The organism is Bacillus vallismortis, assembly GCF_004116955.1.
In the GTDB taxonomy this organism is placed as follows: domain Bacteria; phylum Bacillota; class Bacilli; order Bacillales; family Bacillaceae; genus Bacillus; species Bacillus vallismortis.
In genome coordinates this window covers 645286-672143 of the sequence record NZ_CP026362.1, presented here as the reverse complement: position 1 = coordinate 672143, position 26858 = coordinate 645286, and the positions used below count along the sequence as shown (strand labels likewise).

The following is a 26858-nucleotide window of genomic DNA, read 5'->3' as shown; positions in this document are numbered from 1 at the left end:
AAAACAGACATTGTTTTGGGCTTGTTCGTTATTCCATCGGACTGCAAATTTCAATATAATGTCCATCCGGGTCAGCGATATAGGCGACCGTCTGCCCCCATGGCTTCACTTTTGGCTCCCCAATAATCGTAACACCTTGTTCTCTTACCCTTTTCATAACCTCTTCTACGTTTTCAGTGACAAATCCGATCTCAAATGTGTTTGAAGCAGATGTATTCGGAATGTCTAGCCGCGTGATTTCTCTGGCGCTTTCTCGCGTATTAAGCGCCAATATCGTAGATCCTGTTTCAAATTCAACATACGTTCCGTGTTCTGCACGAATCGGCAGTCCTAAAGTATCCCGATAAAAGTGAATGGCCCGCTTACTGTCCGATACGTAAAGAATAAGATATTTCATTGATAGATTCATTCCCCATCCTCCTCAACATTTTCATTAGCCTTTTTATCCCGGGATAGAAGCTTCCATCCTTAAGCTCGGATCTCTCCACATCTGCGCCCATTTTTTCACAGCCGCCACGATAATGATGAAGCCTAACAGCAGCATAATGATCGATAATACGCCATTCAATACACTATAGCCTGCCGCTTCAGGATTGAGATACACATTGCGCACCATCCAATAGCCTGCATAATTGACAGTGACATATAAATAGGCAAGCGGGATAAGGCAGGTCAGAATGTAACGGCGTTTATCGGCGATTTTCAGTACGATGGTGGCTCCGATGATCAGCCCCACCGAAGCCATCAGCTGGTTGGACACGCCAAACAGCGCCCAAATGGAACCGATATCCCCCGAATACAGCAGATAGCCCCACATCAGGCAGGCAAGCGCGCTGGCAAATACAGATCCCGGAATCCAGTCTGTTTTCTTCAGCGGTTTATACACCTCTCCGAAGAAATCCTGAATCAAGTAACGGGCGACACGTGTGCCGGCGTCAATCGCGGTTAAAATAAATACAGCTTCAAACATAATGACAAATTGGAAAAAGTATGAGGCCAAATGGCTGAAAAACGGCATTCCCGTAAAAATATAAGTCATTCCCACCGCAAGCGTAACGGCCCCCCCTGTTCTTCCTTCTAAGTCCAAACCGATTTCCCTGCTCAATTCAGGCAAATGGACGACATTCATGCCGAGCGTACGAAAAACCTCAGGCGTGCTGTTAATCGCAAAATAATCAGCAGGCTGCAAGGCGGTCGCTGCAATCAGCGCCATAATGCCCACAAGACACTCGACAAGCATTGCACCAAACGCAACCGGCTTCATATCACTCCATTTATTCAGCATTTTCGGCGTTGTACCAGAACCGACAAAGGCATGAAATCCCGAGATCGCACCGCAGGCGATTGTGATTGAAATGAACGGCCAGACGGGTCCTGCCAACACCGGCCCGCCCCCTTTTACGAATTCCGTAAACGCAGGAAACGGGATGGACGGATTGACAACAAATACACCGGCAATCAAAGCGATAAAAACACCGATTTTCATAAAGCTGCTTAAATAATCACGCGGTGCGAGAAGCAGCCAAACGGGAAGCGCCGCTGCAAAAAACGCATAAACAGGAAGTGCGATTGCAAGCGTTTTCGTATCTAGTGTTAAAAAGTCACCGAGCGCGGTAGTCTGCACCCATGGGCCGATAAAGACTCCTGCCATTAAAAAGAGGAAACCGATCGTTGATGCGAGCTTTAAATTTACCGTTTTCTTATAAAATAAGCCTACGGCCATCGCGATCGGAATCGTAATCCCAACCGCAAATGTTCCCCACGGATTGCGTTCTAGCGCGTGCAGCACAACCATCGACAGCCCCGCCATCGTAATCGTGATAATAAACAGCATGGAAAGTCCCGTGCAAAAGCCGGCAACAGGACCGAGCTCATCCTTCGCCACTTCTGATAGCGATTTTCCACTTTTGCGCATCGATGCAAACAACACAACAAGATCATGGACGGCTCCCCCTATTACCGCCCCAATTAACAGCCATAATAACCCCGGCAAATAGCCGAACTGGGCCGCCAGAATGGGTCCGACCAGCGGCCCGGCCGCTGCGATCGCCGCAAAATGGTGGCCGAACGAGACCCATTTGTTTGTAGGCACATAATCTTTTCCATCCTCAAGCGCGTGAGCAGGCGTCGGCTTGTCATCATTCACTTTGAGAACCTTCACCATCATAAATGTTCCGTATAAGCGATAGGCAATAGCCAAAACGCACATTGACGCTATCACAATTGTAACCGCATTCATTATCTCCCAACCCCTTTGCTGTTTTTCATAAATATATCATAATTTCATATTGAAAAGCGGTCATTTTTTCCTATACAAAAAAGCCGGCTGGAATTGGCCGGCTCGGCGCAGTTAGTTTAGTTCAATGTCTCCAGAGGTTGTGCAAATGTTTAAACGATTAGAGGTTCCGCTATCACCTATATATCCTGCAATACGCTTCTCTGATTATTCTTGATACATAATTTGATCTAGGTTGACTGACGTCTCACCTTTGAACATTACAAGGTACTGAATCATATCTACCGAGAAAAAAAGAAAAACCGGAGAGAGCTCTCCGGTTTTGTTTCGCTTTATGACTGTTTTTTCAAGCGGATCACATTCCAGGAAAGCGGCGTGAAATGCGCGGTTAAGCCGTTTTCGCTAACAGACGATGTTCCGTTGGAATGCGGGACGACATTTTTTCTGTTATGCTGGTTTGTCGCTTTGATATCCTGATGCTCGAGTACAATGTGCTCTGCGATTTGATAAGATTCAAAACCTCTGAGCGAAATCTCTGTCTCCATCTGCTCCTCAGCTTTGTTTACCGCAAAAATCGTGAGGGTTTCTTCCTCTTCGGAATACACAACAGCGGCATCAACATATGGCACATCCGTAAAATCAGTGCAGTCGTACTTCGGCGAAGAAATAAGCGGCTTCAGTGACTCACCTCTTCCGTAAACAGAAGCATGCATGTACGGATAGAAAATCGGCTGTCTCCAGGCTTCTCCGCCTTTTTCCGTCATGATCGGCGCGATGACATTTACAAGCTGTGCAAGACACGCGATTTTCACACGGTCTGCGTGCTGCAGCATCGTAATGAGGAGGGAACCGACCAGTAAGGCATCTTCAAAATTATAAATATCCTCTAAAATCGGACGCGCAGTTATCCACGGCTCAACTTTTTTATCCGCCTCATTTGAGTGATACCAGACGTTCCATTCATCGAGAGAGAGATTGATGGTTTTCTTGCTGCGTGTTTTTGCTTTTACATAATCACATGTTGCAGCGACAGATTTAATAAAATGATCCAGATCCATAGAACGGGCCAAGTAGTTTGGCAGATTGTTATCCCGGTTTCCGTAATATGTGTGAAGAGAGATATAGTCGACATGCTCGTAGGTATGCTCCAGCACCTTTGCTTCCCAATCGATAAAGGTCGGCATGCCGCTGTTTGAGCTGCCGCAGGCAACAAGTTCAATTGACGGGTCAACCCACTTCATGACCTTTGCCGTCTCCGCAGCAAGCCGCCCGTATTCGTCAGCTGTTTTGTGGCCAATCTGCCACGGGCCATCCATTTCGTTTCCTAAGCACCATGTTTTGATGCCATACGGCTGTTCATAGCCATGCGATCTTCTTAAGTCACTCCAGTATGAGCCTTTCGGATGGTTGCAGTATTCAACGAGATTGCGGGCAGCGTCTATGCCTCTTGTGCCAAGGTTTACGGCCATGTTGACCTCAGTGTTCACCTTTTTTGCCCAAGTTAAAAATTCATTTGTCCCCACTTCATTCGTTTCTGTCGTTTGCCATGCCAAGTCAAGCCGTCTCGGACGGTTTTCGACAGGTCCGACACCGTCCTCCCAATTGTATCCGGATAAAAAGTTTCCGCCTGGATAGCGGATAATCGGAACCTGCAATTCTTTGATCAGCGACTGGACATCCTTTCTAAATCCATCTTCATCCGCGTGAGGGTGATCAGGCTCATATATGCCTTCATATACCGCACGTCCCATATGTTCGATAAACGAACCGTAAATCCGTTTGTCCACTTCACCGATTTTATATTCTTTGTCTACAATCATTCGCGCTTTTTTCATTACACGTTTCCTCCCTTTTTAACCTTTGACTCCGCCTACTGTCAGGCCGGAAATAAAGTACTTTTGGAAAAACAAGAAAATGATAATTACCGGCAAAATCGCAAATACTGAGCCGGATATCAGCATGTCATAGTTGTTGCCGTAAGGGCTCAACAAGCTGGACAGCCCAATTGGAAGCGTAAACATTTCTTTCGAACGAAGCACAATCAACGGCCACAAGAAGTTGTTCCAGCTGTTTAAGGACTGGAGGATAATCATTGCGCCGAAAGCCGGTTTCATCAGCGGCGCCATAATCCGGAAAAAGATGCCGAATTCCGTACAGCCGTCCATCCTTGCAGAGTCCAGCAAATCTTTTGGAAGACCGAGGGCATACTGCCTGAAAAAGAAAACAGCTACCGGCGAAACGATGAATGGCAGGATGACACCCGTATACGAATCGATCAAGTTCAATCCGACGGTCAGCTTAAACAACGGAAGCATCATTACTTCAAGCGGGACCATCATAATAATCAGCACAAGAACAAAGATGATATTTCTGCCCTTAAATTCGTAAACCGCAAGCCCATACCCAATCATCGAAGAAAAAAACAGAGTGAGCACGGTCGTGAAAATCCCAAGCACAAGACTGTTAAAAAACCATTTGAAATAAATACTGCCGCCATTAAACAGAAATGTGTAGTTATCTAAACTCATCACTTTTGGATCAATATCAACATTCAGCCCTATACGCAAAAGCTCAGATGACGGCTTTAATGATCCTAAAAGCAAACAGAAAATCGGAAAAATATACAATAGGCTCAGCATGATAAAAAACAGGGTAAGCGCGATTTTGTAAACGCTGTACTGAGGACTGTGCCGCAACATTTATCCCTCCCCCTTAAACGAGCCTGACAGCTTTAACGAAATCAGGCTGACAACAAGTATCACAATCAAAAGCACAATGCCGATGGCCGCTCCGTATCCCATTTCGTTGTAGGCAAGCCCCTGCTGGTACAAATATCCGACAAGCGTCAAGCCGATATTACCCGGGGAATTATTTTGCCAAAGGACGTAGCTTTCCTCAAACATCCTGAATCCGCCGATGATGCTGATGGTGAGCACATAAACCGATACAGGCTTGAGAAATGGCAGCGTAATGTGCCGGAATTTTTTCATCGTATTCGCGCCGTCAATATCGGCGGCTTCGTACAGCTCTTTCGGCACATTTTGCAAACCGGCCATAAAGTAAAGGATGTTGATTCCCATCCATCTCCACGAAGCAAGCAGCACCATTAAAAACATGCCGGTGTGTTCATTGTTCATCCAGTTCTGAGGTGAAAAGCCGAGTTTAAGTAAGATGGAATTGGCCAGCGACGTTTCCATTTCTCCGAAGATCAGCCGAAATATGATCCCCGCCACAATGGTAGAAGTCAAAGCCGGAATGAATAGCGCAGATTTGAATATATTTCTGAATTTGACCAGCTTTGAATTCAGGAATATGGCCAGCAGCAATGGGACTGGAATCAGCACAATCAGTGTCCAAAAGGTGTATTCCAATGTATTCCAAAGGGCGGTATAGAACGTCGGATTGTTTAGCGCAGTGTAATTGGACAATCCGACAAACGTCACCTCTCCCGGCAATATTCTTTGAAAGCTCATGATGAAGACGCTAATGATGGGGTATAAAAAAAATACGAGAAAAGATAAAATGAATGGCGCTGTAAACAGATAGGGCGCCGCTTTTTTCGAATAAAATAGATCTCGCCAGCCTGATTGTTTTGCAGCTGAGGGAACGGGATGAACCGTTCCCGTTTTCACAGGTTTCATGAGAACCTCCCCGCTTTCACTTTTTGAATGGGATTCTATTTCTTTTTCAGTTCACCTGCCGCTCTGTCCAAGGCTTGCTTAGGCGTTTTTTGCTGAGATTTAAGTGCGTCGAACAATACGCTTCTGTTGACAAGGTCTGAAGCCTTGGCAAAATCCTCATGTAAATAAATTGGATTGATTTCATCCTTGATATCGAGCAGCATAGTAAAAATGCCTGTTCCGTTTTGGAAGTAATCTGTGTATTTGTTTTTCTCCTTCAATTCCTGAGAGCTCCAGACATCCCAGCGAAGCGGGTCAAACCCGAGTACGCTCCAAAGCTTTTTGTTTCCTTCTTTAGAGCCCTTCGCAAAGGCCAAAAACTCTTTTGCTAACTCAACATGCTTGGATTGCTTCGGAACAACAGTTGCCGTACCGCCCAAACCTGCCGAACGGTCGCCCCCCTCTTCCCAAGCCGGAAGCGGCCGGATGGCAATCTTTCCTTTTAAATCAGGCATATAATCTAAAAATCTTCCCATATACCAAATCGGCATCAGAACAGACGCTGCTCCGCCTTGGTTCATAAAGCCGTAATATTCTTCACTGTGATGCCCGCCGCCTGGTGCGGCAATCATCGTTTTATCATTAATCATGTCCTTTAAAAATTGAATTGTTTTTACATTGGTGTCATTATTGAGGATCAGCTTGCCGTTTTTATCAAAATAACCTGAGTTTTGCTGAGAAATCATGGATAAGAACGTTGTGGAATCATTGGTTTCCACCGTTCCCATCGGCTTTCCGGTCACTTTGCGCACTTTCTGCCCGGCTTTATGGTAATCATCCCATGTTTTGATATCATCAGGATTGACACCGGCTTTTTTCATCACATCCATGTTATAAAACATAACTGTCGTTCCTACATGCGTGTCCAGCCCGTACAGCTTGCCGTTTTTGCTGTACAAGGTAAGCCGCGCCTCAACGAATTTATCGCGGTCCTTTTCAATCAGCGGAGTCAAATCCGCAAGCGGTATGTCAGAGCCCTTCAAAAAGTTTGAAAAACGGGCCAATTCGACATCGGCAATATCAGGGACACCTTCTCCCGCAATTAAGGAGATAGACAAGTTATCGTGCATTTGTCCATATGGATAAACAACCGTATTCAGTTTAATTTTGCGGTCAGGATATTTTTTGTTCCATTCCTTCATCATTTCTACATAAAACTGCTCATGAAGTCCGTTAAATGTCCAAAAGGTCAGCTCGGTTTCACCCGATTTCCCGGATGATCGTTCTGCCGAACACCCAGCAATGAATAATGTCAGCAGCATCATGAGCACAAAAAAACAGGCAGTCATTTTTTTCATTTGCGTTACCCCTTCCATTCGAGGTGCAGGCTATTCATATAGACCATGATTGATCAGCGTTTTGTTTTCATTAATGATTCTTAATCCGGTGCAGCGGTCTCTTAAGGTGTGAGCGTTTCTGAAGGCATTTTTGACGGAATCCTGCCCGACACCTATTTCGTCAAAAAACGCAGGGCCTCCGGCTGATCTCAGCCAACCGGCGAGCACTTCTCCTTTGGGAAGCGTTTCATAAGCTGTTTGAATCGCATGCCGCCGGCGCGGAGAAAATTCGTTCAGCCCGTCATCCTGAGCGAGCTTTCTGTATGTGTCAGTTAATAACACAGCGGCACAGCCCACCTTTGCCCCGTGAAGAATCTGAGGCCGGTTTTTCTTCATTAATTCCATCTCAATCCAATGGGAAATGTGATGCTCTCCGCCAGATGCCGGGCGGGAATGATCTAAAGCCAGCATGACAAGACCCGATACAATTAAAGATTCCATTAAAACCTGTATGCCTGTTTCCGTTTTCATCGCAATGTCTTCTGTATGTGCGATACAGGCTTCCAGCGCCTCCTGAACGATCTTAGCCCCCGTTGGAGAATAAGGCTCGCCGGCAAGGTGGCGGGATATTTCCCAATCAGCTAAAGACGTGATTTTCCCGAGCATGTCGCCAAATCCAGCCGCCACCATTGTCCGGGGTGCCGCTTTTAATAGATCCAGATCAGCGAACAGCGCAGACGGGGCCTTCGTTTGGATGGTTGTTTTCGTCCCGTATAAAATAAGCGGCGCCCCTGCTGACGTAAATCCATCTACAGATGGAGCAGTCGGATAGGATATAAACGGCAAATCCCTCTGAAACGCTGCAAAGCGGACGATATCATGAATCGTGCCCGAACCGACCGCGATCATGAGATCCGTTGTTTTTTTCGTATGGATCTGCGCATGAATGAGCGAGCGTTCATCAGCTGTCACATCTCCGGCTTCATTTTCCGGAATGATCAGGCACTCCGCCTGAAACCCTTCTTGATGCAAGCGGTTTTCCAAATCGGTTCCCGCAATGCGATGTGTATTCGAGTCGCAGACAAGGACAATCTGTTTGTTGTTTTTTCTTTTTACATAATCCAATAGCGAATCAGCTGCTTGTTTGCCGATAACAATTTCTTCAACTTCTATAGGAAGTGTCTTTTCTCCGGCGAGTTCAAAAGCTTGCTCAACGTCAGCTGCGATACGATTCATAACAGAATCCCCTCCTCAGCCAATTTGGTTATATCCATAATGGATTCCAGCACATAATCCGGCGTGTACAAACGCTGTTCACCCGGTTTCGCAGAACCAGTAAGCACTAAGGCGCTTTTCATGCCATAAAGCTTTCCCATCGCAATGTCAGATTCAAGGCTGTCTCCGATAATCATGCATTCATGCGCGGACAGCCCCATTGCTGTGCAGGCAGCCTCCGCCATCAGCCACGACGGTTTTCCGACAACTAGCTCTGTTTTCGCTTGAGCAGAAGCCTCTATCGCCCCGATCATCCCGGCCACATCGATGGCATTGCCGTCTTCGCCCGGAAAAGAGCGGTCTTTGTTCGTAGCCATGATACGAGCGCCGGCGGCGGCAGCTTGAAAGGCATGGTTTAAATCTTCGTACGTGAGCGTTTCATGAAGGGAGATCACCAGCCAATCCGCTTCCTTTGGCTCGTTCGCGTGCTGTACACCGGCCAGACTCATCTCGTCTACCAAACCTTGTTCTCCAAGCACCCACACCTTTGAAAAACGATAATGTTTTTTCAGAAAAGCCGCTGTGACACTTGACGACAGAACAATATCGCTTATGTCCGCTTCAATCCCCGCGCCGAGAAGTTTTTTTCTGCACATGGCACGGGAGATATTTCCACGGTTGCTCAGAAAGACGATTTTCTTCCCCATTCCCCGAAGCGTACTAATCGCTTCTCTTGCCCCTTCAATCAACTCATTTCCTCTGAATACAGTACCATCCAAGTCAATCAAAATGCCGGCCGGTGACGCAACGGGATCATGACTGGCCATAATACGCATTTGCTCCGTGTTTTCGATAAAAATGCTTTTCATGAAGGACTGTATTGATTGGGTTTACATCCTTGTTCAGCATAACGGAGTGATAGGCCATTTCCGCAACCGTTTCTAATACAACTGCGTTATGAATGGCATTTAAGGCGTCCGTGCCCCAGCAGAACGGGCCGTGATTATTCACGAGTACACCCGGAACTTGTTCGTAGTTATGGTGCTGAAAGGTTTCAGCTATGACTTTTCCTGTATTCAGTTCGTAGTCATGAATGATTTCTTCATCGTACATTTCTCTTGTACACGGAATCGCGCTGTCAAAATAATCAGCATGGGTCGTGCCTAAAGGCGGTATGTCTCTGCCCGATTGCGCCCAGCTTGTCGCCCATTGAGAATGGGTATGGACAATTCCCCCGATGTTCGGAAAGGCTTTATACAAATAAACATGAGTAGGTGTATCTGAAGAAGGCTTGAGCGAGCCTTCGACGACCTCTCCTTCAAGGTTCAAAACAACCAAGTCATCAGCTGTCAGGTCGCTGTATTCCACTCCGCTTGGTTTGATGACAATTCTTTCTTTCTCACGGTCAATGCCGCTGACATTTCCCCACGTAAAGGTTACCAGCTGATGCTCTTGAAGCTTCAGGTTGGCAGCCAGCACTTCTTTTTTTAATGTTTCAAGCATGCTCCATCACCCTTCATGAATTCTTTTTGGCGGCAGATGAAAATTGAAGATTTTTGATTGTTTTCAGACGCTTCATGACATGGTTTTCTTTTCCGAAGTAGTGAACCAGCTCTTTATATTCAGCGTACAATTTTTCATACACTGCGGCGTTTTCGGCGTTTGGCGTATAAGATATATCTTTCATTTTCCCCATGTGCGCCGCTGCCTCTTTGATGTCATCGTATCCGCCGTTTTCTTTACCTGCCGCAAGCGCGCCGAAAATGGCAGATCCTAAGGCAGGGGCTTGCGGAGAACCGGAAATTTTAATGTCCATGTTTGTCACATCCGCATAAATCTGCATGACAAACGGGTTTTTCTCAGCAATTCCGCCGGCTGCGTATAGCTCCTCAATCGGAACCCCGCTTTCTTTGAACGTTTCGATAATCATCCGCGTTCCGTAAGCTGTCGCTTCAACTAACGCTCTATAAATCTCTTCAGGCTTCGTTAGCAGCGTCATGCCAAGCAGCATTCCAGTTAAATCAGCATCAACAAGAGTTGAACGGTTTCCATTCCACCAATCTAAAGCAAGCAGGCCGCTTTCACCCGGTGCTTGAAGGTTTGCTTTCTCACTCAGCAGCTCATGAATGCCAATGTTTTTTTCCTCTGCTTCCTCTCGATACGCTTGCGGGACACATGTTTTTACAAACCAGTCAAAATGATCGCCGACACAGGACTGCCCTGCTTCATATCCCGCGTAGCCCGGAAGAATTCCGTTGTCCACGACACCGCACATACCGGGCACGATATGTACGTCTTCGCCTAGAAGCACATGGCACGTTGAGGTTCCCATAATCATCAGCATTTTCCCTGGCTCTGTAATGCCGACCGCTGGTACGGAAACATGAGCGTCCACATTTCCAACCGCGACAGCTGTCCCTGGAAGAAGGCCTGTCAGCTGAGCCATTTTTTCAGTCAGTCCTCCGGCTCTTTCCCCTACTGAATGAATAGAACCCGCTAATTTGTCATTTGTAATCGTTTTCATTAAAGGATTTAATTTGCCAAAGAATTCATCTGACGGATATCCCGCTTTTTCACTCCAAATCGCTTTATATCCTGCTGTACAATTACTTCGTTTGAGCGAGCCGCACAGCTGGTACACGATCCAGTCTGCAGCCTCGATGATCCGGTCAGCCGCTTCATAAATGTGCGGCGCTTCTTCCGCAATCTGCATGACCTTAGGAATCATCCATTCTGATGAAATCTTCCCTCCGTACCGCTGTAAAAAAGCCTCTCCTTCTTCTTCAGCAATTTGATTCAGCCGATCAGCGTGTTTTTGGGCCGCATGGTGCTTCCAAAGCTTCACATAGCTGTGCGGCTCCTCTTCATATTCCGGCAGCATGCATAACGGCTGCCCTGTACGGTCAACCGGCAGGATCGTACATGCCGTAAAATCAATTCCGATCCCGATGATGTCTTTCGGTTCAACACCCGTCTGTTCGAGTAAAGCCGGAATGGTCGTTTCCAAGACTTCCAGATAATCAGCCGGATCTTGAAGCGCCCAGTCCCGCGGCAGCTTATGGCCCGTTTTTGGAAGAACGGTATCAATGACAGCATGTCTGTATTCTTTTACAGCAGCCGCCAGTTCCTCCCCTGTTTCGACATGAACGAGCACCGCTCTTCCTGATAAAGTTCCAAAATCAACCCCTATAGTGTAAGCCAAGTGAATTCCCCCTTTCTACTTTTGAAGCCGGTAAAGCGCCTCGTTCCATTTTAATTCGTGTTTCAGCTTGTGAATTGTCGTATCACGGGAAATGAAAACACTTTCGATCCCCGCCATTTCTGCCCAATCGAGCATTTGCTCCGCTGTTAGTTCATAAGACAAGCAGGTATGGTGTGCGCCGCCGGCTAAAATCCATGCCTCGGCCGCTGTTTTCAATGATGGCTCCGGCTTCCAGAGAACACGGGCGACCGGCAGATTCGGCATCTCTTTTTCAATTTCCTGTCCATTGACCTCATTTAACACAAGGCGGAAACGCCCTCCGATATCAACAAGGCTTGCTTGAATGGCTGAACCGCTGATGCCGTTAAATACAAAACGCGCAGGGTCCTCCTTGCCGCCGATAGAAAGCGGGTGAACCTCGATTTTCGGCTGATCCAAAGCGACAGTCGGACACACTTCCAGCATGTGCGAGCCTAGAATCATTTCATTTCCCGGTTCAAAATGGTACGTATAATCTTCCATGAAGGACGTTCTTTTTCCTTCAGCCATGATTTTCATCATCCGTACAAGAGCCGCTGTCTTCCAATCTCCTTCACCGGCGAATCCGTAGCCCTTCTCCATCAGGCGCTGAACGGCAAGCCCTGGGAGCTGTTTCATTCCATGCAGCACTTCAAAGGATGTTGTAAAAGCTGAGTATCCGCCTTGTTCAAGAAAAGCGGTTAAGCCAAGTTCAATTTTCGCCTGTTCTTTAATCGACGCTACCTTTGCTTCGTCACGTTTTGTTTCCTCACTGATCACATAGAGACGGTCATACTCCGCATAGAGCGTGTCAACTTCATCGTCCGTAATGCGGTTCATCACTTCGACAAGGTCTCCGATGCCATATCCGTCAACCTGCCAGCCGAATTGAATATGCGCTCCTACCTTGTCTCCGTCTGTTACCGCGACGTGACGCATGTTATCTCCGAATCTGGCAACCTTAATATGTCTGCTTTCATTTAATGCAGCCGCCGTATCCATCCACTGGGATATTTCTTTCTTCACTTCTTCATCATCCCAATAGCCGGCAACGACTTTTCGGCTCAGTCCCATTCGCGAGTTGATATAACCGTACTCACGATCGCCATGTGCGGATTGATTGCTGTTCATAAAATCCATGTCAATCGTACCCCAAGGGATATCGCGATTATATTGAGTATGCAGATGCATAAGTGGTTTTTGATAAGAGGAAAGACCCTCAATCCACATTTTTGCGGGAGAAAATGTGTGCATCCATGTAATGATGCCGGCGCATGTCTCACTGTACTCCGCTTCTCTTAACAGCTGTCTGATGGTTTCCGATGAAGTGACGACAGGCTTGTGAGTGATTTTATATCTGGACGAAATCCCGCTGAGCCCCTCACAAATGCTTTTCGCATGCTGATCGACCAGCTCTAGCGTCTCTTCCCCGTATAGGTGCTGGCTACCTGTCACAAACCAAAATTCATAATCTTTTGTCTGAAGCATGTAAACTGCCCCTTTCTTCCTATAGTAAAACGCTTTCAATTACCCAAACAGATACGGACTAATAACAACAAATAAACTACTAACAATTAATTTGTACGAACAACTTCATTATATTAGTAGGTTTATTTACTGTCAATCATTTTTGTATTCTTTTACAAAAAGAAATGATTGGTTACAAGGTTTTCAGGTAAAAAAACGTGTTCTTACATTTAGATTGCTCCGTCAATTCATCTTCCGATTCCGCTTCCCATTAGAAAAAGCCCTGATGTATCAGGGCTAAACAAAGAGAATAAGATGTGAACGAATGGCTTTATCTTAATAAGACGGCCAGCCTGAGCTCCAATTCAAATCATTGATTAACATCTTTGGAGTTCCGTTGTCTTTTGCGTCATAAGCATGACGCACGAGTATGTTCCCGTTTACGATATCCTGTCCGCCCGGCCCTTTCCACTGTTCGTTGCCGGCATCAAGAATCGTACCTCCTCCATCCATCATGCTTCTACCGCTTCTGTCTACATAAGGACCTGTAATATTTTTCGATCTGCCATAAGCAATTTTGTACGTACTATTTACGCCTTCACAGCATTTATCGAATGAAACCATTAAGTAATAGTAGCCATTATGGTATGTTAATGTAGGGGCTTCCAGTGCGCCGCCGTTATTTGGTCTGGCTGCTATTGAATATAATGAACCGGTTGGTTTCATCGTAGACTTATTTAATTTTGTTAATTTAATTCCGCCCCAAAATGAACCGAATGCAAGCCAAGGGTTTCCATCTTTATCAATGGTTAACTCAGGATCAATGGCATTATAATTATTGGCACTTGTTGACCGAGTAACTAGCCCTTCATCCTTCCAGTTGCCCGAACTGAGATTAGTAGCTGAAGCAAGGCCAATTAAAGAGGTATTGCTTCCAAACGAAGAAACCGAATAGTAAAGCCAGTACTTTCCGTTGTAATATGACACATCCGGAGCCCATTGGTTTCGTTCGAAATGAGGCACGTATTGGCGCCACCATGATAAAGGACTGGTGAAAATGGATTTTTGAACTCTCCATACCCCGTTGCTGTCCGCTTTCAGTACACGAAGTCCGTTTTCCTCTGCAAGCCCTGTCCCGAAGGCATACCAAGTATTTCCTTCCTTTGCCATCGTCGGATCATGCAGAAGCTCATTCGATGCCCCCCAAAAAGCCGCTGATGCCGGTAAAGCGGACAACATTAAAGCACCAGCTGTTAAAGCTGCACAAGAAAAACGCAATAACCCAGAAAACGCTTTCTTTTTCATGTTCTTCAAATCCCCCTTTTTTTGAGATATAGAAAACTTGTCTAACCTCCAGACTAGCACATATTTTCTATATATATCCTTATTGTAGGGCTGCTTATTGAATTTGTACAGACAAAAAAATAGAATCCGCCTTTTATAGCGGATTCTGATGATTTTTATTCGTATGTGATTTGGTCAACTGTCTTTCGGTCTAATTTTTTAATCACTTCTGTAATTAATTTGACCGCATTTTCATAATCATCACGATGCAGCATAGCCGCGTGTGTATGAATGTAGCGGGTTGCAATGGTAATGGACAGCGCAGGAACACCATTTGCCGTCAAATGGATGGCTCCCGAATCCGTTCCGCCGCCGGCAATGGCATCAAATTGGTACGGAATGCCAGCTTCCTCCGCCGTAGCGACAACGACATCCCGCAAACCTTTGTGAGAAACCATGGATGCATCGTATACGATAATCTGCGGCCCTTCGCCCATTTTACTTTGCGCTTCTTTCTCAGAAATCCCAGGTGTGTCCCCTGCTATTCCTACATCAACACCAAACGCAATATCAGGCTGAATGGTGTAAGCTGCTGTTTTCGCCCCTCTCAGGCCGACTTCTTCCTGCACGGTACCCACGCCATACACAATGTTTGGATGGCCTGTGTTTTGTAAATTTCTTAACACATCAATGGCAATCGCACAGCCGATGCGGTTGTCCCACGCCTTCGCCAAGAGGAATTTTTCATTGTTCATGACTGTAAATTCAAAATGAGGAACGATCATATCTCCCGGAAGCACGCCCCATTCCAAGGCTTCTTCTCGGCTTGAAGCGCCGATATCAATAAACATCTCTTTTATTTCCACTGATTTTTTTCTCGCTTCAGGAGATAAAATATGAGGCGGCTTTGAGCCGATAACCCCTGTGATTTCCCCTTTTTTTGTCACGATGGTGACACGCTGGGCCAGCATTACCTGAGCCCACCAGCCGCCAACAGTTTGGAAACGGATAAAGCCTTTATCAGTGATTTGTGTCACCATAAAGCCGACTTCATCCAAATGCCCGGCAATCATAATTTTCGGGCCGTTCTCCACACCTGTTTTTTTGGCAATTAAACTGCCCAGCCGATCCGTAGTTACCTCATCAGCAAATGGTTCTATGTATGATTTCATCACTTGCCTTACTTCTCTTTCATTGCCCGGTATGCCTTTTGCATCTGTTAAATCTTTCAGCATGGTCAGTTGTTCATCTAATTTTGCCATGTTCCAAAAACCTCCTTCTTGTCCTGCATTCTTATTATACAAAACCTGACGCTAACCATACGACTATTTCACTTGAAAATCGGGTATATGTTTTTAGAACTTTTCTTTTAAAAAAGTGAAACCTTTTTCTGTTCTCTTCGTATTACATCAGATCATCACAATAAGGGAGGTGCCTTCACCCAATGTTTACCATGGTTCTAAGACTGATATTGCTTGCACTTTTTGCTTATTGTATTTATGCTGCAGTCAAATATGTCGCCAGTCCAAAGAGAAGGCTCAAACTGGCCCAATCAAAAGAACTTTTTTATATTATCGATGAACAGAACAATGCCCGAAAGAACTTTCAACTAACGTATAAAGGCGTGCTTTTTGAGGGAGAAAAGCATATTCCTTCCAAAGATCATCCGCTGTTTATCCATACCATTTTTGTTTGGACAGAATCTCCTGAGAAGCTGAAGCATTTCTCTGTAAAAGATTTCAAGAACATTGAAGAAAAAGTGCTGGAACGATATCCGAATTGCAAAATTGACTGGGACCAGCCCATTAAATTCACAAAAAAAGCAGAAGAGCGCTAAAACGCTTTTCTGCTTTTTATAAATCAAACGGGCTGTAATAAATGCCGATCAAGATCGCTTCAATGACCAGAAGAAGCGGGACTCCGTACTTAAAAGAGGCGTGCTTCGTTTTATGTCTGAAGGTTTGCATGCCAAGCCAGACACCGAGAGCTCCAAACACGATCGCTATCAGCCACAGACTGTCTTCAGAAATTCTCCATTTGTGCTGCTGCGCTCTTCGTTTGTCAGCGCCCATCACCCAAAAACCGCACAGATTGATCAGCACCAAATAAACAGCAATACCCATGTTTCTCATCCTTTATATAAAAAAGCCGCTCTGCTGGAGAGCGGCTCTATGTGATTACTTGTTTAATTGAGCTTTAGCAGTATCAGCAAGCTGATTGAATGCAGTAAGATCGTTTACAGCAAGATCAGCAAGCATTTTACGGTTTACTTCGATACCAGAAAGCTTAAGACCGTGCATTAAACGGCTGTAAGAAAGACCGTTCATGCGAGCAGCTGCGTTGATACGAGTGATCCAAAGCTTACGGAAATCACGTTTTTTCTGACGACGGTCACGGAAAGCGTAGTTTCCAGATTTCATGACCTGCTGGTTTGCTACTTTGTATAATCTATGTTTTGAACCGAAATAACCTTTTGCTAATTTAAGAACTTTTTTACGACGCTGACGCGACACAGTTCCGCCTTTTACTCTTGGCATTAAATTTCCCTCCTAATTGTTCCTTGTCCGATTACTTGATGTTAGCAAGCTGTTGTTTGATGCGTTTGAAGTCTCCTGCGCTTACAACAGCACTCTTGCGAAGCTTACGCTTTTGCTTTTGAGATTTGTTGGCGAATAAGTGACTTGTATATGCGTGAGAACGTTTTAACTTCCCAGAACCTGTCTTTTTAAAACGTTTAGCAGATCCGCGGTGAGTTTTCATTTTTGGCATGGGATTTCCTCCTTATTGCTTTTCGTTTTTCGGCGCGAGCATTAAGAACATGCTGCGGCCGTCCATTTTTGGTTTTGTTTCGACAGTCGCAACGTCAGCACAAGCTTCAGAAAAACGGTCTAACACACGCTGGCCGATTTCTTTATGAGTGATTGCGCGTCCTTTAAAGCGGATAGAAGCTTTCACTTTATCGCCTTTTTCAAGGAATTTAATCGCATTTCGCAATTTCGTATTAAAGTCATGCTCATCGATTGTCGGACTTAATCTAACTTCTTTTAAGTTAATGATTTTTTGATTTTTGCGTGCTTCTTTGTCCTTTTTCTGCTGCTCGAATCGGAACTTACCGTAGTCCATAATGCGGCATACAGGCGGTTTTGCATTCGCTGCAACTAACACAAGGTCAAGATTTGCGCGGCCGGCGATTTCAAGTGCTTCCTGACGGGACTTGATTCCAAGCTGGTCGCCATTTTGTCCGATTAGACGGACCTCACGTGCACGGATACCCTCATTAACCAATTGATCTTTGCTAATAATGAGCCACCTCCATAGTTTCTTCGAATTGATTCACAACTCATTTTGACTGCATTCTGCAGGCAAACAAAAAGTGCGGGCATTATAAAACACCCACACTACGAACATCTGTATCAATAAAAATGTACGGTCAACCTGCCAACTACATGCGTGTGTCAATCAGGTGAGAAGCGGGTGCTTCTGCTTGTGATTTATATTCAATTCAATAACTATTCTACACAATGCCGGATCTTTAGTCAAGGACGACTTCTCCGGAACAACTTTTTCATTGTAACATGGGTTTTCTATGAGCGCAAGAGAGAAAAAGAAAATCTTTCATCCTCATCCAGAATGCAAAGCTTCTGATCCGCTCAGCCGTGCACCATGTCCTATTGAATAAACTTGCGTTCAGCCCTTGCGATGCACCATGACCAATCCCCTGAAATACTAAAATAGCTGATTTACTGCCCTCTTACCCAGTAACTTTCAGGAAATAAAGTTAACACTGCCGATATAAGAAGTGGAAAGGAGCCCGACATATGAACAAACCGATACAGCTTGCTTTATTTTTCACATTGATAGTAACCGGTTGCTCGAATAGCAGCACATCTGCCGAACCAAAAATGGCAGATGTTAAGACAACCCCGTTTCATCAAGAGCAGCTAGAAAAAGAGCTGAAAAAACTAAAACCTGTTTCATTGGAAAGGACATTTGAAAGTCCGCTCGCTGCTGAATTAGGAAAGCGGAAAGCAAAAGAAAAGGCAGAGAAACAAAGACAAATCGCGGCCGCGAAAAAACGTGAGAAAGAGCGAGAGGCGAAACGAAAGAAACAGCAAGAGGAAGAGGCGGAAAGACAGAGATTGGCAGAACAGCAGGCGGCAGCGGAGAGACAGCGGTTAGCGGAAGCGGAAAGACAAGTTGAGCTCGAAAGACAGCGGCAGGCAGCAAAGACAAAAAGAGCGGGAAGCGCAGGCACAACGGCAGCAATCCGCGACACGCTCCTCTAATAGCCAACATGCACCGTCTTCTTCAAACCAGACAGATGATACCATTCAACAGCCGGCACCAGAGCTTCCTGATAACGACGGCTATGGTTATGAAGAGCGAAAAAAGTGGCATGACGATCAAGTGGAATGGGGCATTAAACAAGGATATATCGATCCCGAAGACGCACCTTAAAAGAAAAACCCAAGGCCGCGGGCCTTGGCTTATCCTCCGATCAGCTGCACGAACACAGGAATGACCAGAACCGTTACCACTCCAACTACAACAACCGCAATACTTGCCATCGCTGCTTCGACTTCTCCCATCTCGATCCCGACGGCTACACCGAGTGCATGTCCGGACGTACCAAGAGCCAATCCTTTAGAAATTGGATTCTTTACTTTAAACACCTTCAAGAACAATGCTCCGAGCGCATAAACAATAACAGCGTTAAAGATGACCGCGAAAGCTGTGATATTGCTGATGCCTCCGATGTCTTTTGATAGAGGAAGCGCAATCGCCGTTGTAGCCGCCTGCGGAAGCATGCTTTTCATCACGGCCGCATCGAGGTGAATGCCTTTTGCGAGCAAATAAACAATCGTGACAGAGCAGATAGAGCCGGCAATAATGGAGGACATGATTTGCCACCAGTATTTTTTCAGCTTATCTCTTTGTTTGTACAGAGGAATGGCAAAAGCGATCGTCGCCGGTTCAAGGAAAAACTTAATGATCTCTCCCCCGTTATTATAGTCCGCGTAGGAAAAACCGCCGATTTTTAAAAATGTAATCCCTAGCACCATAGCAACAAACAAAGGCGTGAAAAGGAAGAAGCCTTTCGTTTTCTTAAATAAAAAGGTGCCGATGCCGAATGCAGCCAGTGATACGACAATTCCGAAATAAGGACTCATTGTGCTTTCCATCTGATGAACCTCCTGTTTCCTTAATGGTGAACGAGTTCGTTATTGTTCTGGGGATTTTGCACTGGTTTTGTTTTCATGTCCGCTGCGGATTTGCGTTTTCCGCTCAGCGAAAGAATCAGCTGAGAAAACAATCCTGTAGCCCCTAGCAAAATGATCGTTGCAAGCAGTATGACAAGGACAATTTGCAGGCCGTATTGCTGCATGACACCGAGCGAATTCATAACAGATATGCCTGACGGGACAAATAAAAATCCGATCAAAGAGGTTAAAGACGTTCCGAGCGTTTCCACTTGTTCCAGTTTAATCACTTTCAAACATAATAGAAGAAATAATAAGGCCAACCCTACAACCGATGCCGGGATAGGTATTGGGACAATAGCAGCAATCATATTCGAAATCAGCATAATGACGGCAAAAATAAATGCTTGTGTTAAAAACCCGTACACTTTTTTAGCACTCATTTTCTTCACCTCTTTCTCTTTGGTACCCTCATTATAAATAAGAACACCTCATTATGAAGCGCTTACAAGATAACATGCCGAATTACGGGACTGAGTTGCAGAATCAAATGGCTGAAATGCAAAAAGCCGCCCATCAAATATGGAGCAGCTTCTTCAATTCCTTTGCGTATGTCCGGCTGACCGGTATTTTTGATCCGTCTTTCATCATTAGATTATATGTAGAATTAAACCATGGCTGAATTTCTTTAATATATTCGGTATTGACGACAAAGCTCCGATGGACGCGGATAAAATCAGCGTCAGGCAGCTTTTTCTCAATGACAACGAGCGTATCGCTGACTGTATAAGAATTTTCGAAGGTTTTTACGTTGACATGACCATCTTCCGTTCCGGCATAGATGACGTCTTTCGTATCGACGATTACAATTGATTCTCCAACAGATAACGCGAGTTTATGCTGGCCGGCATGGCTGTTCAGTTCCAATTCAACGATATCCCGACTGGCTTTTTTATATTTTTTCAGCGTTTGTAGAATTCTTTCCTCATCGAAAGGCTTGGTTAAATAATCAAGAGCGTCCACCTCAAATGCTTTGAGCGCATACTGGTCATACGCGGTCGCAAACACAACAGCAGGAGGATGCTTCATTTTCTTCAATCGCTTTGCGATATCAAAACCGTTTTCTCCGGATAAATCTACGTCTAAAAACAGCAAATCAGGTTTTTGATCCATCATTTGGTCAAAAGCAGATTCGATATTTTCCGCTTCATTGATTATCATTTCCTCTTTATTGGCCCGCTTGAGCAAGTAAGCCAATTCGTCCCTTGCCAGCATCTCATCATCAACGATTAACACCGTGAGCATGTTTTTCTCCCTCTTTCATCTGTTGCATTGGCACTTGAAAGGAAACCTCTGTCCCTTTCTGAACCTCACTTTTGATATTCAGTACGGCCTGCTGTCCGAATAAACCGGTCAGCCGCTGATTCAGGTTATAAAGCGCTGTACCGGTTCCCTCCTTAGACGGAAACGGCATCTTTCCCAGTTCCGGCAGGACGTCCGGCGGAATTCCCCGTCCGTTATCCATCACTTTCATATAGACGAATGAATCATCAGATAAGACACAGACCGTTACTTTGCACATGTCTTGTTTTTTCGGAAACGCATGCCGAAGCGCGTTCTCCACAAGCACCTGTAAAACAAACGGAGGGATTTCAATCTGCTCCAGCCTGCTGTCGATATTGAGCTCAACCTTATATTTCCCGGGAAAACGCGCCTGTTCTAATGACAAATAGGCGTGAAGATGGTTCAGCTCCTTTGAGAGCGGAATCAGCAGCTGTCTGGCCCCTTGAAGGTTTGAACGAAAATATACACTGAGCTGCAATAAGAGCTTACGGGTTTTTTCAACATCTGTGCGGCATAATGCAGAAATCGTGTTGATCGCATTAAATAAAAAATGCGGATTCACCTGTGCCTGAAGCGCTTTGATTTCAGCATCCTTGAGAAGTTTGCTTTGGAGCTCCGCTTCCCCAAGCTCAAGCTGTGTCGAAAACAGCATAGCCAGCCCTTCAGCAAGCTCCTCCTCTACCTGGCTAAGGCCTGCAGGGTTTTTAAAATACATTTTTAAGGTGCCGATTGTGTTGCCGTTTGATGTCAGCGGCAACACTATCGCCGCGTGCAAAGGACATTCAGCATGCGTGCATTCAATCTCTTCCTGAGAAATGGCCTTCATGATTTCTCCTGTTTTAATCACCTTTTTGGACAAGCCGGTGATCAAGCTTTTTGATGGGATGTGATGATCCATTCCCGCACCGACATGCGCGAGAATCTTCTCATTATCAGTGAGAGATACCGCATCTGTTCCGGTCAGCCTATGGATAATAGCCGCTACACTTTTACAGGAGTTTTCATTTAGTCCTTGGCGGAAAAATGGAAGTGTCTGGTCAGCAATCGTCAGCACTCTGTGCGTTTCAAGCGCCCTCGCCTGCTCCTCTTTGCGAATGATCGCCTGAATAATCGACAGGAAAATAAAACTGCCTGTTCCGTTGATGAGTATCATCGGGATCCCGATCATGCTGACAAGCTCCCAAGCGTCACTGAACGGCTTTGCCATCAGCAAAATAATCACCATTTGCAGTGTCTCCATGCCGATCCCCACAAGAGCGGCGATACGCGGTGTCGGCATTCGGTAGCGCTTCGTAAAATACCTGCCGATCAGGCCTGCAAGAACACCTGCTAAAACGGATGATACCGCACAGCTTAAGGCCGTGCTGCCGCCGAGCGAAAAGCGATGCAGCCCCGCCAGTACACCGATTCCCGCCCCTACAAACGGCCCTCCGAGGAGGCCTCCGATTTCCACGCCCAAAATACGGGTATTCGCGATAGAACCCGACGGATCTATCGCAAACACCCAGTCATTGTTTACAATCATATTTTTTTGAATTTCGATGCCTGTATAATTGCTGATGATGCTGAAGAGAGAAAAAATAGAGATTAAAACCGCTTTTCCTTTATAGCCGTCCTGATTTTGCAAAGCTTGTCTAAAAAGCTTCGTATGGGCGAGAATAAACCCCAAAATCACAATAATCCCTACCCTTTCAAGCATCATAATCATTAAATGAATCATGCATGTCACCTGTTCTTTCCGTTTTCATTCTAGCATGTTTTCGATCAATGAGCTTCACGGCTGACTGTTTTTTTAAAATCATCTGAAAACATATTTCACAAGGCTTTTATCTATTGTAAAATAAAACATGAGCCTTTTGGCTGAAAGATTTGAATCTGAAGCAGAGGAGAAGATCATGAAAGCCGTATTTTTTGATTTAGACGATACACTACTTTGGGATGAAAAAAGCGTCAGAACAACATTTGCAGAAACTTGTTTACAGGCGGAGAAAAAATATGGCCTTGACCCGCAGGCATTTGAAGCAGCTGTTCGCGAAGCGGCGAGAGAATTGTACATGTCATATGAGACGTATCCATATACAGTGATGATCGGCATTAACCCGTTTGAAGGACTATGGTCCAATTTCTCAGAACCGATCAGTGAAGGATTTGAGAAGCTGAACAAGATTGTGCCGGAGTACAGAAAAAACGCATGGACAAACGGACTGAAAGCACTTGGCATCGATGACCCCGCATATGGCGAATACTTGGGAGAGTTTTTCGCGGCTGAGCGCAGAAAACGCCCGTTTGTATATGATGAAACATTTGAAGTGCTCGATCACTTAAAAGGCAAGTATGAATTGCTGCTTTTGACAAACGGTGATCCGAGTCTGCAAAAAGAGAAACTCGCCGGCGTTCCTGAGCTCGCCCCTTATTTCAATGAAATCGTCATCTCGGGCGCTTTTGGCAAAGGGAAACCGGATGTATCTATTTTTGAACACTGCCTGAAGCTGATGAATATTGAAAAAGACGATGCGATCATGGTCGGCGATAACTTGAATACCGATATTTTGGGCGCTTCAAGGGCCGGTATCAAAACCGTTTGGGTCAACCGCACGGATAAGAAAAACGAAACCGATGTGACGCCTGATTACATTATCAGCAGCCTTCATGATTTGTTTCCTATCATAGAGAAATAAAAAAGCATGATCTCTTCTTTGAGATCATGCTTTTTTCGCTTATTTTTTCGCTTCAGCTACTGCCTTTTTCACAAAATCATCAAGTGAAATGGTGTCAGAATTCTGCTCTCCGTACTTACGGACGTTTACCGCTCCGTTTTCTGCTTCTTGGTCACCGACCACAAGCATGTACGGGATTTTTTGCATTTGCGCTTCACGGATTTTGTAGCCGATTTTTTCATCACGGATGTCGACTTCTACGCGCAGGCCTTCACGCTGCAGGCGTTCCTGCACTTTTTTCGCATAGTCTAAATGCACAGCTGGAGAAACCGGGATGACTTGGAATTGAACCGGTGCTAGCCATGTTGGCAGCGCGCCTTTGTGTTCTTCGATTAAGAAGGCGACAAAGCGTTCCATTGTTGATACAACGCCCCTATGAATCACAACCGGACGGTGCTGCTTGCCATCTTCACCAATATAAGTCAGATCGAAACGTTCAGGCAATAAGAAATCAAGCTGAACTGTAGACAATGTTTCTTCTTTGCCGATCGCTGTTTTCACCTGAACATCAAGCTTAGGGCCGTAGAATGCCGCTTCACCTTCTGCTTCGTAATAGTCATGGCCAATTTCGTCCATGGCCTCTTTCAGCATGGATTGCGCTTTGTTCCACATTTCATCGTCATCAAAATATTTCTCCGTGTCTTCAGGATCACGGTAAGACAGACGGAATGTGTAATCACTTAAGCCGAAGTCTTCATATACATCCTGAATCAATCGGACTGTACGGATAAACTCGTCCTTAATTTGATCGGGGCGCACAAAGATATGCGCATCGTTTAATGTCATGCCGCGCACACGCTGCAGGCCTGAGAGCGCACCTGACATTTCATAGCGGTGCATCGTTCCCAGCTCGGCAATCCGAATCGGGAGTTCGCGGTAGCTGTGAATGTCTTGTTTGTAAATCATCATATGGTGCGGGCAGTTCATTGGACGCAGCACAAGTGTTTCGTTGTCCATTTCCATTGGAGGGAACATGCCTTCCTGGTAATGCTCCCAGTGCCCTGATGTTTCATACAGTTCTTTGCTTCCAAGCACTGGTGTGTAGACGTGCTCATAGCCGAGACTGATTTCTTTATCGACAATGTAGCGCTCGATGATGCGGCGGATTGTCGCGCCTTTTGGCAGCCAAAGCGGCAGGCCTTGTCCGACTTTTTGAGAGTTCGCAAACAGCTTTAATTCTTTGCCAAGCTTTCTGTGGTCACGCTCTTTCGCTTCTTCAAGCATGCGAAGATGCTCTTCAAGATCAGCTTTTTTGAAGAAAGCCGTGCCGTATACGCGCTGAAGCATTTGGTTATTGCTGTCACCGCGCCAGTATGCGCCTGCAAGACTTAACAGCTTAAACTCTTTGATTTTCCCTGTTGAAGGAACGTGCACGCCGCGGCACAGGTCAAAGAATTCGCCTTGTTCATAGATCGAAACGGTTTCTCCTTCAGGAATCGCATCCAATAATTCAAGCTTCAGGTCATCACCGATTTCTGCAAAACGGGCTTTTGCTTCTTCACGGCTGACCTCTTTTCGAACGATCGGGAGGTTCGCATTGACGATTTTTTTCATTTCTTTTTCAATTTTCGGCAGATCCTCCGGCGTAATCGCTTCTTCCATCTCTACATCGTAGTAAAAACCGTTTTCGATGACCGGGCCAACACCGAATTTCACATCTTTGTAAATGCGTTTAATCGCTTGAGCCAGCAAGTGAGCCGTACTGTGGCGCATAATTTGAAGACCTTCTTCAGAGCCTTCTGTAATGATTTCCACTTTACCGTCTTCATTGATCGGCATTTTCAGATCAATTTCTTTACCGTTCAGTTTTCCGGCTAATGATTTCTTCTTTAACCCCGGACTGATGGATGCCGCGATATCTTCTGTTGTTGTTCCTTTCGCAAACTCCTTGACTGCTCCATCAGGAAATGTGATTTTTACCATCTCTGACATCTATGTCACTCCTTTTTTTGCATATAAAAACCCCGCCCCCTATGAAAGGGACGAGGTTGAATAAACGGAATCGTGGTTCCACCCTTTTTTCCGCAAAGCCAATCCTTCGGCACATACGGCTCTAATCTCTGTAACGGGAGTTCCCGTCAGCTATTACTGCTCCTTATGAAGGGGTTCACAGCTGAAGTTCAAAGGCGGTAAAGCGAATGGTCCTTAGCTGGGAAGCTTACAGCCGGGGCTTCCCTCTCTTTGAGCCGGTATCATTCCTTCATGTCCTTATCAATACGTGTGTCTTTCTTAATCTCCTATGTATTATAAATTGTTCATTCCAAAAAATCAACACGATCGCATTGCCTTTTTTTCAAACCGACAGCCCTATATATACAGGCTGCCGGCCCTTATCCTTCTTATTGCTTTACCGGGATTTCAGCGGCTGAAAAAGCATGCAGCGGAAACATTTCCATTCGCTCTTGAAATACGTTTTGAATGGTCCTTGCCATCATATGCTCGGGCTGGTCGGTATAAAGCACCACTTCATCAGGCGCAATGGAGATTAACGGCGCGATTAAATGAGAATCAATGTACATAGGATGATCCCTGACAAACCGCCTGTCTATGTATTTCATTTTTTCCCGTTCCGGCACATAGCGCAGCTCCCATATTGTAAAAGAACCGTCATGGACAATATGCACCTTTTTGATTCTCGGCTGTTTGGCTGTAACATAGTCTCTGAGTGTTTGAATAAAGTTTTGATATTCCTGTTCCATCTTATATTCATCTATCGCCGTTTCCGTAATGTCTCTCAACTGCTTGTAGTATTGTCCAAGCCGGAATGTCTGAAAGGAACGAATGGAAAATACCCCTTCTTCTAAACAGATCGTTTGGAGTTCATCTAAAATAGCCTGTTTCCGAGAAAGCTTTATCGGCTCAAACGGAAGATTGTCCGCTTCGCCTTCAATAATACTGTGTGCGAGCTGAAGGATTTGCTGTTGTTCATCCAGATCGGTGAAACAGTATGTTCCCTCAATCAACGACAGCATATGCTCGTCTTCTTTGCATTCTAAAAAAAATTTGACCAGAATCGGCTCCATAAAACGCTGAATAGAGAAAGCCGGCTTCGCTTTTTCAATCTCGATGTTCCGTATGCCTTCACGGACAATGATATTGTTCCGATCATCCGAATGCTGAATGAGATGTAAAAAAGCAGCTGCGTCATGGTCATCTTCAAAGATTATTTCAAGCATGTTTGTCCCCCCTTACGGCATCTGTTACAAGTATATGGGGG

Annotated in this window: 26 protein-coding genes, 1 pseudogene and 1 other annotated feature; of the genes and pseudogenes, 3 read left to right on the top strand and 24 right to left on the bottom strand. The window is 45.4% G+C overall.

The annotated features are described in order from the left end of the window. Positions 1-28: 28 nt before the first annotated feature. The 14 genes from BV11031_RS03645 to BV11031_RS03580 form a co-directional block, all read right to left on the bottom strand. Entirely contained in the window at positions 29-409 is a 381-nt protein-coding gene (locus BV11031_RS03645; RefSeq protein WP_010329726.1) for a VOC family protein, read from the bottom strand. After that, positions 363-500, bottom strand: coding sequence for a hypothetical protein (locus BV11031_RS03640; protein WP_052245581.1), 138 nt, complete (start codon positions 498-500; stop codon positions 363-365). The genes BV11031_RS03645 and BV11031_RS03640 overlap by 47 nt, the downstream gene beginning before the upstream one ends. Beyond that, complete coding sequence (gene cstA / locus BV11031_RS03635; RefSeq protein WP_010329725.1) at positions 443-2239, bottom strand: carbon starvation protein CstA; 1797 nt, start codon at positions 2237-2239, stop codon at positions 443-445. Before cstA ends, BV11031_RS03640 begins: the two co-directional genes overlap by 58 nt. A 329-nt stretch (positions 2240-2568) precedes the next feature. After that, a complete protein-coding gene (abfA, locus tag BV11031_RS03630) occupies positions 2569-4071 on the bottom strand; it encodes an alpha-L-arabinofuranosidase AbfA (protein WP_010329724.1) in 1503 nt (500 codons plus the stop codon). A gap of 18 nt (positions 4072-4089) precedes the next feature. Beyond that, positions 4090-4935 (bottom strand): arabinooligosaccharides ABC transporter permease AraQ, encoded by an 846-nt coding sequence (gene araQ, locus BV11031_RS03625; protein ID WP_026014494.1) that lies wholly within the window; start codon positions 4933-4935, stop codon positions 4090-4092. After that, positions 4936-5877, bottom strand: coding sequence for an arabinooligosaccharides ABC transporter permease AraP (araP, locus tag BV11031_RS03620; protein ID WP_010329722.1), 942 nt, complete (start codon positions 5875-5877; stop codon positions 4936-4938). 35 nt (positions 5878-5912) lie between these two features. After that, the gene (araN, locus tag BV11031_RS03615) at positions 5913-7214 is read right to left on the bottom strand and encodes an arabinooligosaccharides ABC transporter substrate-binding protein AraN (RefSeq protein ID WP_129550682.1); all 1302 of its coding nucleotides are present in this window, start codon (positions 7212-7214) and stop codon (positions 5913-5915) included. 30 nt (positions 7215-7244) lie between these two features. Beyond that, positions 7245-8429 carry a sn-glycerol-1-phosphate dehydrogenase gene (egsA, locus tag BV11031_RS03610; RefSeq protein WP_010329721.1) on the bottom strand — a complete coding sequence of 395 codons (1185 nt, stop codon included), beginning with the start codon at positions 8427-8429 and terminating at the stop codon, positions 7245-7247. Continuing rightward, a complete protein-coding gene (locus BV11031_RS03605; protein WP_082246347.1) occupies positions 8426-9244 on the bottom strand; it encodes a sugar-phosphatase AraL in 819 nt (272 codons plus the stop codon). Before BV11031_RS03605 ends, egsA begins: the two co-directional genes overlap by 4 nt. Next, a complete protein-coding gene (gene araD, locus BV11031_RS03600; protein WP_010329719.1) occupies positions 9222-9911 on the bottom strand; it encodes an L-ribulose-5-phosphate 4-epimerase in 690 nt (229 codons plus the stop codon). The genes BV11031_RS03605 and araD overlap by 23 nt, the downstream gene beginning before the upstream one ends. A gap of 13 nt (positions 9912-9924) precedes the next feature. Further along, complete coding sequence (gene araB / locus BV11031_RS03595; RefSeq protein ID WP_129550681.1) at positions 9925-11610, bottom strand: ribulokinase; 1686 nt, start codon at positions 11608-11610, stop codon at positions 9925-9927. Between the two features lie 15 nt (positions 11611-11625). Next, positions 11626-13116, bottom strand: coding sequence for an L-arabinose isomerase (gene araA, locus BV11031_RS03590; protein ID WP_010329718.1), 1491 nt, complete (start codon positions 13114-13116; stop codon positions 11626-11628). A gap of 315 nt (positions 13117-13431) precedes the next feature. After that, positions 13432-14400: an arabinan endo-1,5-alpha-L-arabinosidase AbnA gene (gene abnA / locus BV11031_RS03585; protein ID WP_010329717.1), complete on the bottom strand. Its 969-nt coding sequence runs from the start codon at positions 14398-14400 to the stop codon at positions 13432-13434. A 155-nt stretch (positions 14401-14555) separates the two neighbouring features. After that, on the bottom strand, positions 14556-15641 hold the full coding sequence (locus BV11031_RS03580; protein ID WP_010329716.1) for a M42 family metallopeptidase: 1086 nt from the start codon (positions 15639-15641) through the stop codon (positions 14556-14558). A 182-nt stretch (positions 15642-15823) separates the two neighbouring features. Between BV11031_RS03580 and BV11031_RS03575 the strand changes: the two genes are divergently transcribed. Further along, positions 15824-16216, top strand: coding sequence for a hypothetical protein (locus BV11031_RS03575; protein WP_010329715.1), 393 nt, complete (start codon positions 15824-15826; stop codon positions 16214-16216). A gap of 16 nt (positions 16217-16232) precedes the next feature. Here BV11031_RS03575 and BV11031_RS03570 read toward each other — a convergent pair whose 3' ends face one another. From BV11031_RS03570 to infC, 4 genes are read right to left on the bottom strand one after another with little or no spacing between them, the layout of a single operon-like run. Then, positions 16233-16502, bottom strand: coding sequence for a DUF1294 domain-containing protein (locus tag BV11031_RS03570; protein WP_010329714.1), 270 nt, complete (start codon positions 16500-16502; stop codon positions 16233-16235). A gap of 54 nt (positions 16503-16556) precedes the next feature. Next, positions 16557-16916: a 50S ribosomal protein L20 gene (gene rplT / locus BV11031_RS03565; RefSeq protein ID WP_010329713.1), complete on the bottom strand. Its 360-nt coding sequence runs from the start codon at positions 16914-16916 to the stop codon at positions 16557-16559. Positions 16917-16947: 31 nt separating this feature from the next. After that, positions 16948-17148, bottom strand: a complete 201-nt coding sequence (gene rpmI / locus BV11031_RS03560) for a 50S ribosomal protein L35 (RefSeq protein WP_003184267.1) — start codon at positions 17146-17148, stop codon at positions 16948-16950. A gap of 12 nt (positions 17149-17160) precedes the next feature. Continuing rightward, complete coding sequence (infC, locus tag BV11031_RS03555) at positions 17161-17682, bottom strand: translation initiation factor IF-3 (protein WP_082022621.1); 522 nt, start codon at positions 17680-17682, stop codon at positions 17161-17163. 58 nt (positions 17683-17740) lie between these two features. Beyond that, positions 17741-17871 (bottom strand) — a sequence feature (ribosomal protein L20 leader region). A 326-nt stretch (positions 17872-18197) separates the two neighbouring features. On the opposite strand from infC, the pseudogene BV11031_RS03550 reads away from it, so the two are divergent. Further along, positions 18198-18837 (top strand): annotated as a pseudogene (locus BV11031_RS03550) (hypothetical protein). 29 nt (positions 18838-18866) lie between these two features. On the opposite strand, the gene lrgB reads toward BV11031_RS03550, so the two are convergent. The 4 genes from lrgB to lytS form a co-directional block, all read right to left on the bottom strand. Beyond that, positions 18867-19562: an antiholin-like protein LrgB gene (gene lrgB / locus BV11031_RS03545; RefSeq protein WP_010329710.1), complete on the bottom strand. Its 696-nt coding sequence runs from the start codon at positions 19560-19562 to the stop codon at positions 18867-18869. Positions 19563-19582: 20 nt separating this feature from the next. After that, a complete protein-coding gene (gene lrgA, locus BV11031_RS03540) occupies positions 19583-20023 on the bottom strand; it encodes an antiholin-like murein hydrolase modulator LrgA (protein ID WP_010329709.1) in 441 nt (146 codons plus the stop codon). 133 nt (positions 20024-20156) lie between these two features. Then, positions 20157-20885 carry a LytR/AlgR family response regulator transcription factor gene (locus tag BV11031_RS03535; protein WP_010329708.1) on the bottom strand — a complete coding sequence of 243 codons (729 nt, stop codon included), beginning with the start codon at positions 20883-20885 and terminating at the stop codon, positions 20157-20159. Further along, positions 20863-22644 carry a two-component system sensor histidine kinase LytS gene (lytS, locus tag BV11031_RS03530; RefSeq protein ID WP_010329707.1) on the bottom strand — a complete coding sequence of 594 codons (1782 nt, stop codon included), beginning with the start codon at positions 22642-22644 and terminating at the stop codon, positions 20863-20865. Before lytS ends, BV11031_RS03535 begins: the two co-directional genes overlap by 23 nt. 175 nt (positions 22645-22819) lie before the next feature. On the opposite strand from lytS, the gene BV11031_RS03525 reads away from it, so the two are divergent. Beyond that, a complete protein-coding gene (locus BV11031_RS03525) occupies positions 22820-23602 on the top strand; it encodes an HAD family hydrolase (RefSeq protein ID WP_010329706.1) in 783 nt (260 codons plus the stop codon). Between the two features lie 39 nt (positions 23603-23641). Here the strand turns inward: BV11031_RS03525 and thrS are convergent, their stop codons facing one another. Continuing rightward, a complete protein-coding gene (gene thrS / locus BV11031_RS03520) occupies positions 23642-25573 on the bottom strand; it encodes a threonine--tRNA ligase (RefSeq protein ID WP_010329705.1) in 1932 nt (643 codons plus the stop codon). A gap of 407 nt (positions 25574-25980) precedes the next feature. Continuing rightward, on the bottom strand, positions 25981-26817 hold the full coding sequence (ytxC, locus tag BV11031_RS03515) for a putative sporulation protein YtxC (protein ID WP_010329704.1): 837 nt from the start codon (positions 26815-26817) through the stop codon (positions 25981-25983). Positions 26818-26858: the final 41 nt, after the last annotated feature.

Excerpts from the sequence above, each read along its gene's own strand:
- BV11031_RS03645 (WP_010329726.1), bottom strand. The coding sequence starts at position 409 with ATGAATCTATCAATGAAATATCTTATTCTTTACGTATCGGACAGTAAG.
- BV11031_RS03640 (WP_052245581.1), bottom strand. The coding sequence starts at position 500 with ATGGGCGCAGATGTGGAGAGATCCGAGCTTAAGGATGGAAGCTTCTAT.
- cstA (WP_010329725.1), bottom strand. The coding sequence starts at position 2,239 with ATGAATGCGGTTACAATTGTGATAGCGTCAATGTGCGTTTTGGCTATT.
- abfA (WP_010329724.1), bottom strand. The coding sequence starts at position 4,071 with ATGAAAAAAGCGCGAATGATTGTAGACAAAGAATATAAAATCGGTGAA.
- araQ (WP_026014494.1), bottom strand. The coding sequence starts at position 4,935 with ATGTTGCGGCACAGTCCTCAGTACAGCGTTTACAAAATCGCGCTTACC.
- araP (WP_010329722.1), bottom strand. The coding sequence starts at position 5,877 with ATGAAACCTGTGAAAACGGGAACGGTTCATCCCGTTCCCTCAGCTGCA.
- araN (WP_129550682.1), bottom strand. The coding sequence starts at position 7,214 with ATGAAAAAAATGACTGCCTGTTTTTTTGTGCTCATGATGCTGCTGACA.
- egsA (WP_010329721.1), bottom strand. The coding sequence starts at position 8,429 with ATGAATCGTATCGCAGCTGACGTTGAGCAAGCTTTTGAACTCGCCGGA.
- BV11031_RS03605 (WP_082246347.1), bottom strand. The coding sequence starts at position 9,244 with ATGCGTATTATGGCCAGTCATGATCCCGTTGCGTCACCGGCCGGCATT.
- araD (WP_010329719.1), bottom strand. The coding sequence starts at position 9,911 with ATGCTTGAAACATTAAAAAAAGAAGTGCTGGCTGCCAACCTGAAGCTT.
- araA (WP_010329718.1), bottom strand. The coding sequence starts at position 13,116 with ATGCTTCAGACAAAAGATTATGAATTTTGGTTTGTGACAGGTAGCCAG.
- abnA (WP_010329717.1), bottom strand. The coding sequence starts at position 14,400 with ATGAAAAAGAAAGCGTTTTCTGGGTTATTGCGTTTTTCTTGTGCAGCT.
- BV11031_RS03580 (WP_010329716.1), bottom strand. The coding sequence starts at position 15,641 with ATGGCAAAATTAGATGAACAACTGACCATGCTGAAAGATTTAACAGAT.
- BV11031_RS03575 (WP_010329715.1), top strand. The coding sequence starts at position 15,824 with ATGTTTACCATGGTTCTAAGACTGATATTGCTTGCACTTTTTGCTTAT.
- BV11031_RS03570 (WP_010329714.1), bottom strand. The coding sequence starts at position 16,502 with ATGGGTATTGCTGTTTATTTGGTGCTGATCAATCTGTGCGGTTTTTGG.
- rplT (WP_010329713.1), bottom strand. The coding sequence starts at position 16,916 with ATGCCAAGAGTAAAAGGCGGAACTGTGTCGCGTCAGCGTCGTAAAAAA.
- rpmI (WP_003184267.1), bottom strand. The coding sequence starts at position 17,148 with ATGCCAAAAATGAAAACTCACCGCGGATCTGCTAAACGTTTTAAAAAG.
- lrgB (WP_010329710.1), bottom strand. The coding sequence starts at position 19,562 with ATGGAAAGCACAATGAGTCCTTATTTCGGAATTGTCGTATCACTGGCT.
- lrgA (WP_010329709.1), bottom strand. The coding sequence starts at position 20,023 with ATGAGTGCTAAAAAAGTGTACGGGTTTTTAACACAAGCATTTATTTTT.
- BV11031_RS03535 (WP_010329708.1), bottom strand. The coding sequence starts at position 20,885 with ATGCTCACGGTGTTAATCGTTGATGATGAGATGCTGGCAAGGGACGAA.
- lytS (WP_010329707.1), bottom strand. The coding sequence starts at position 22,644 with ATGATTCATTTAATGATTATGATGCTTGAAAGGGTAGGGATTATTGTG.
- BV11031_RS03525 (WP_010329706.1), top strand. The coding sequence starts at position 22,820 with ATGAAAGCCGTATTTTTTGATTTAGACGATACACTACTTTGGGATGAA.
- thrS (WP_010329705.1), bottom strand. The coding sequence starts at position 25,573 with ATGTCAGAGATGGTAAAAATCACATTTCCTGATGGAGCAGTCAAGGAG.
- ytxC (WP_010329704.1), bottom strand. The coding sequence starts at position 26,817 with ATGCTTGAAATAATCTTTGAAGATGACCATGACGCAGCTGCTTTTTTA.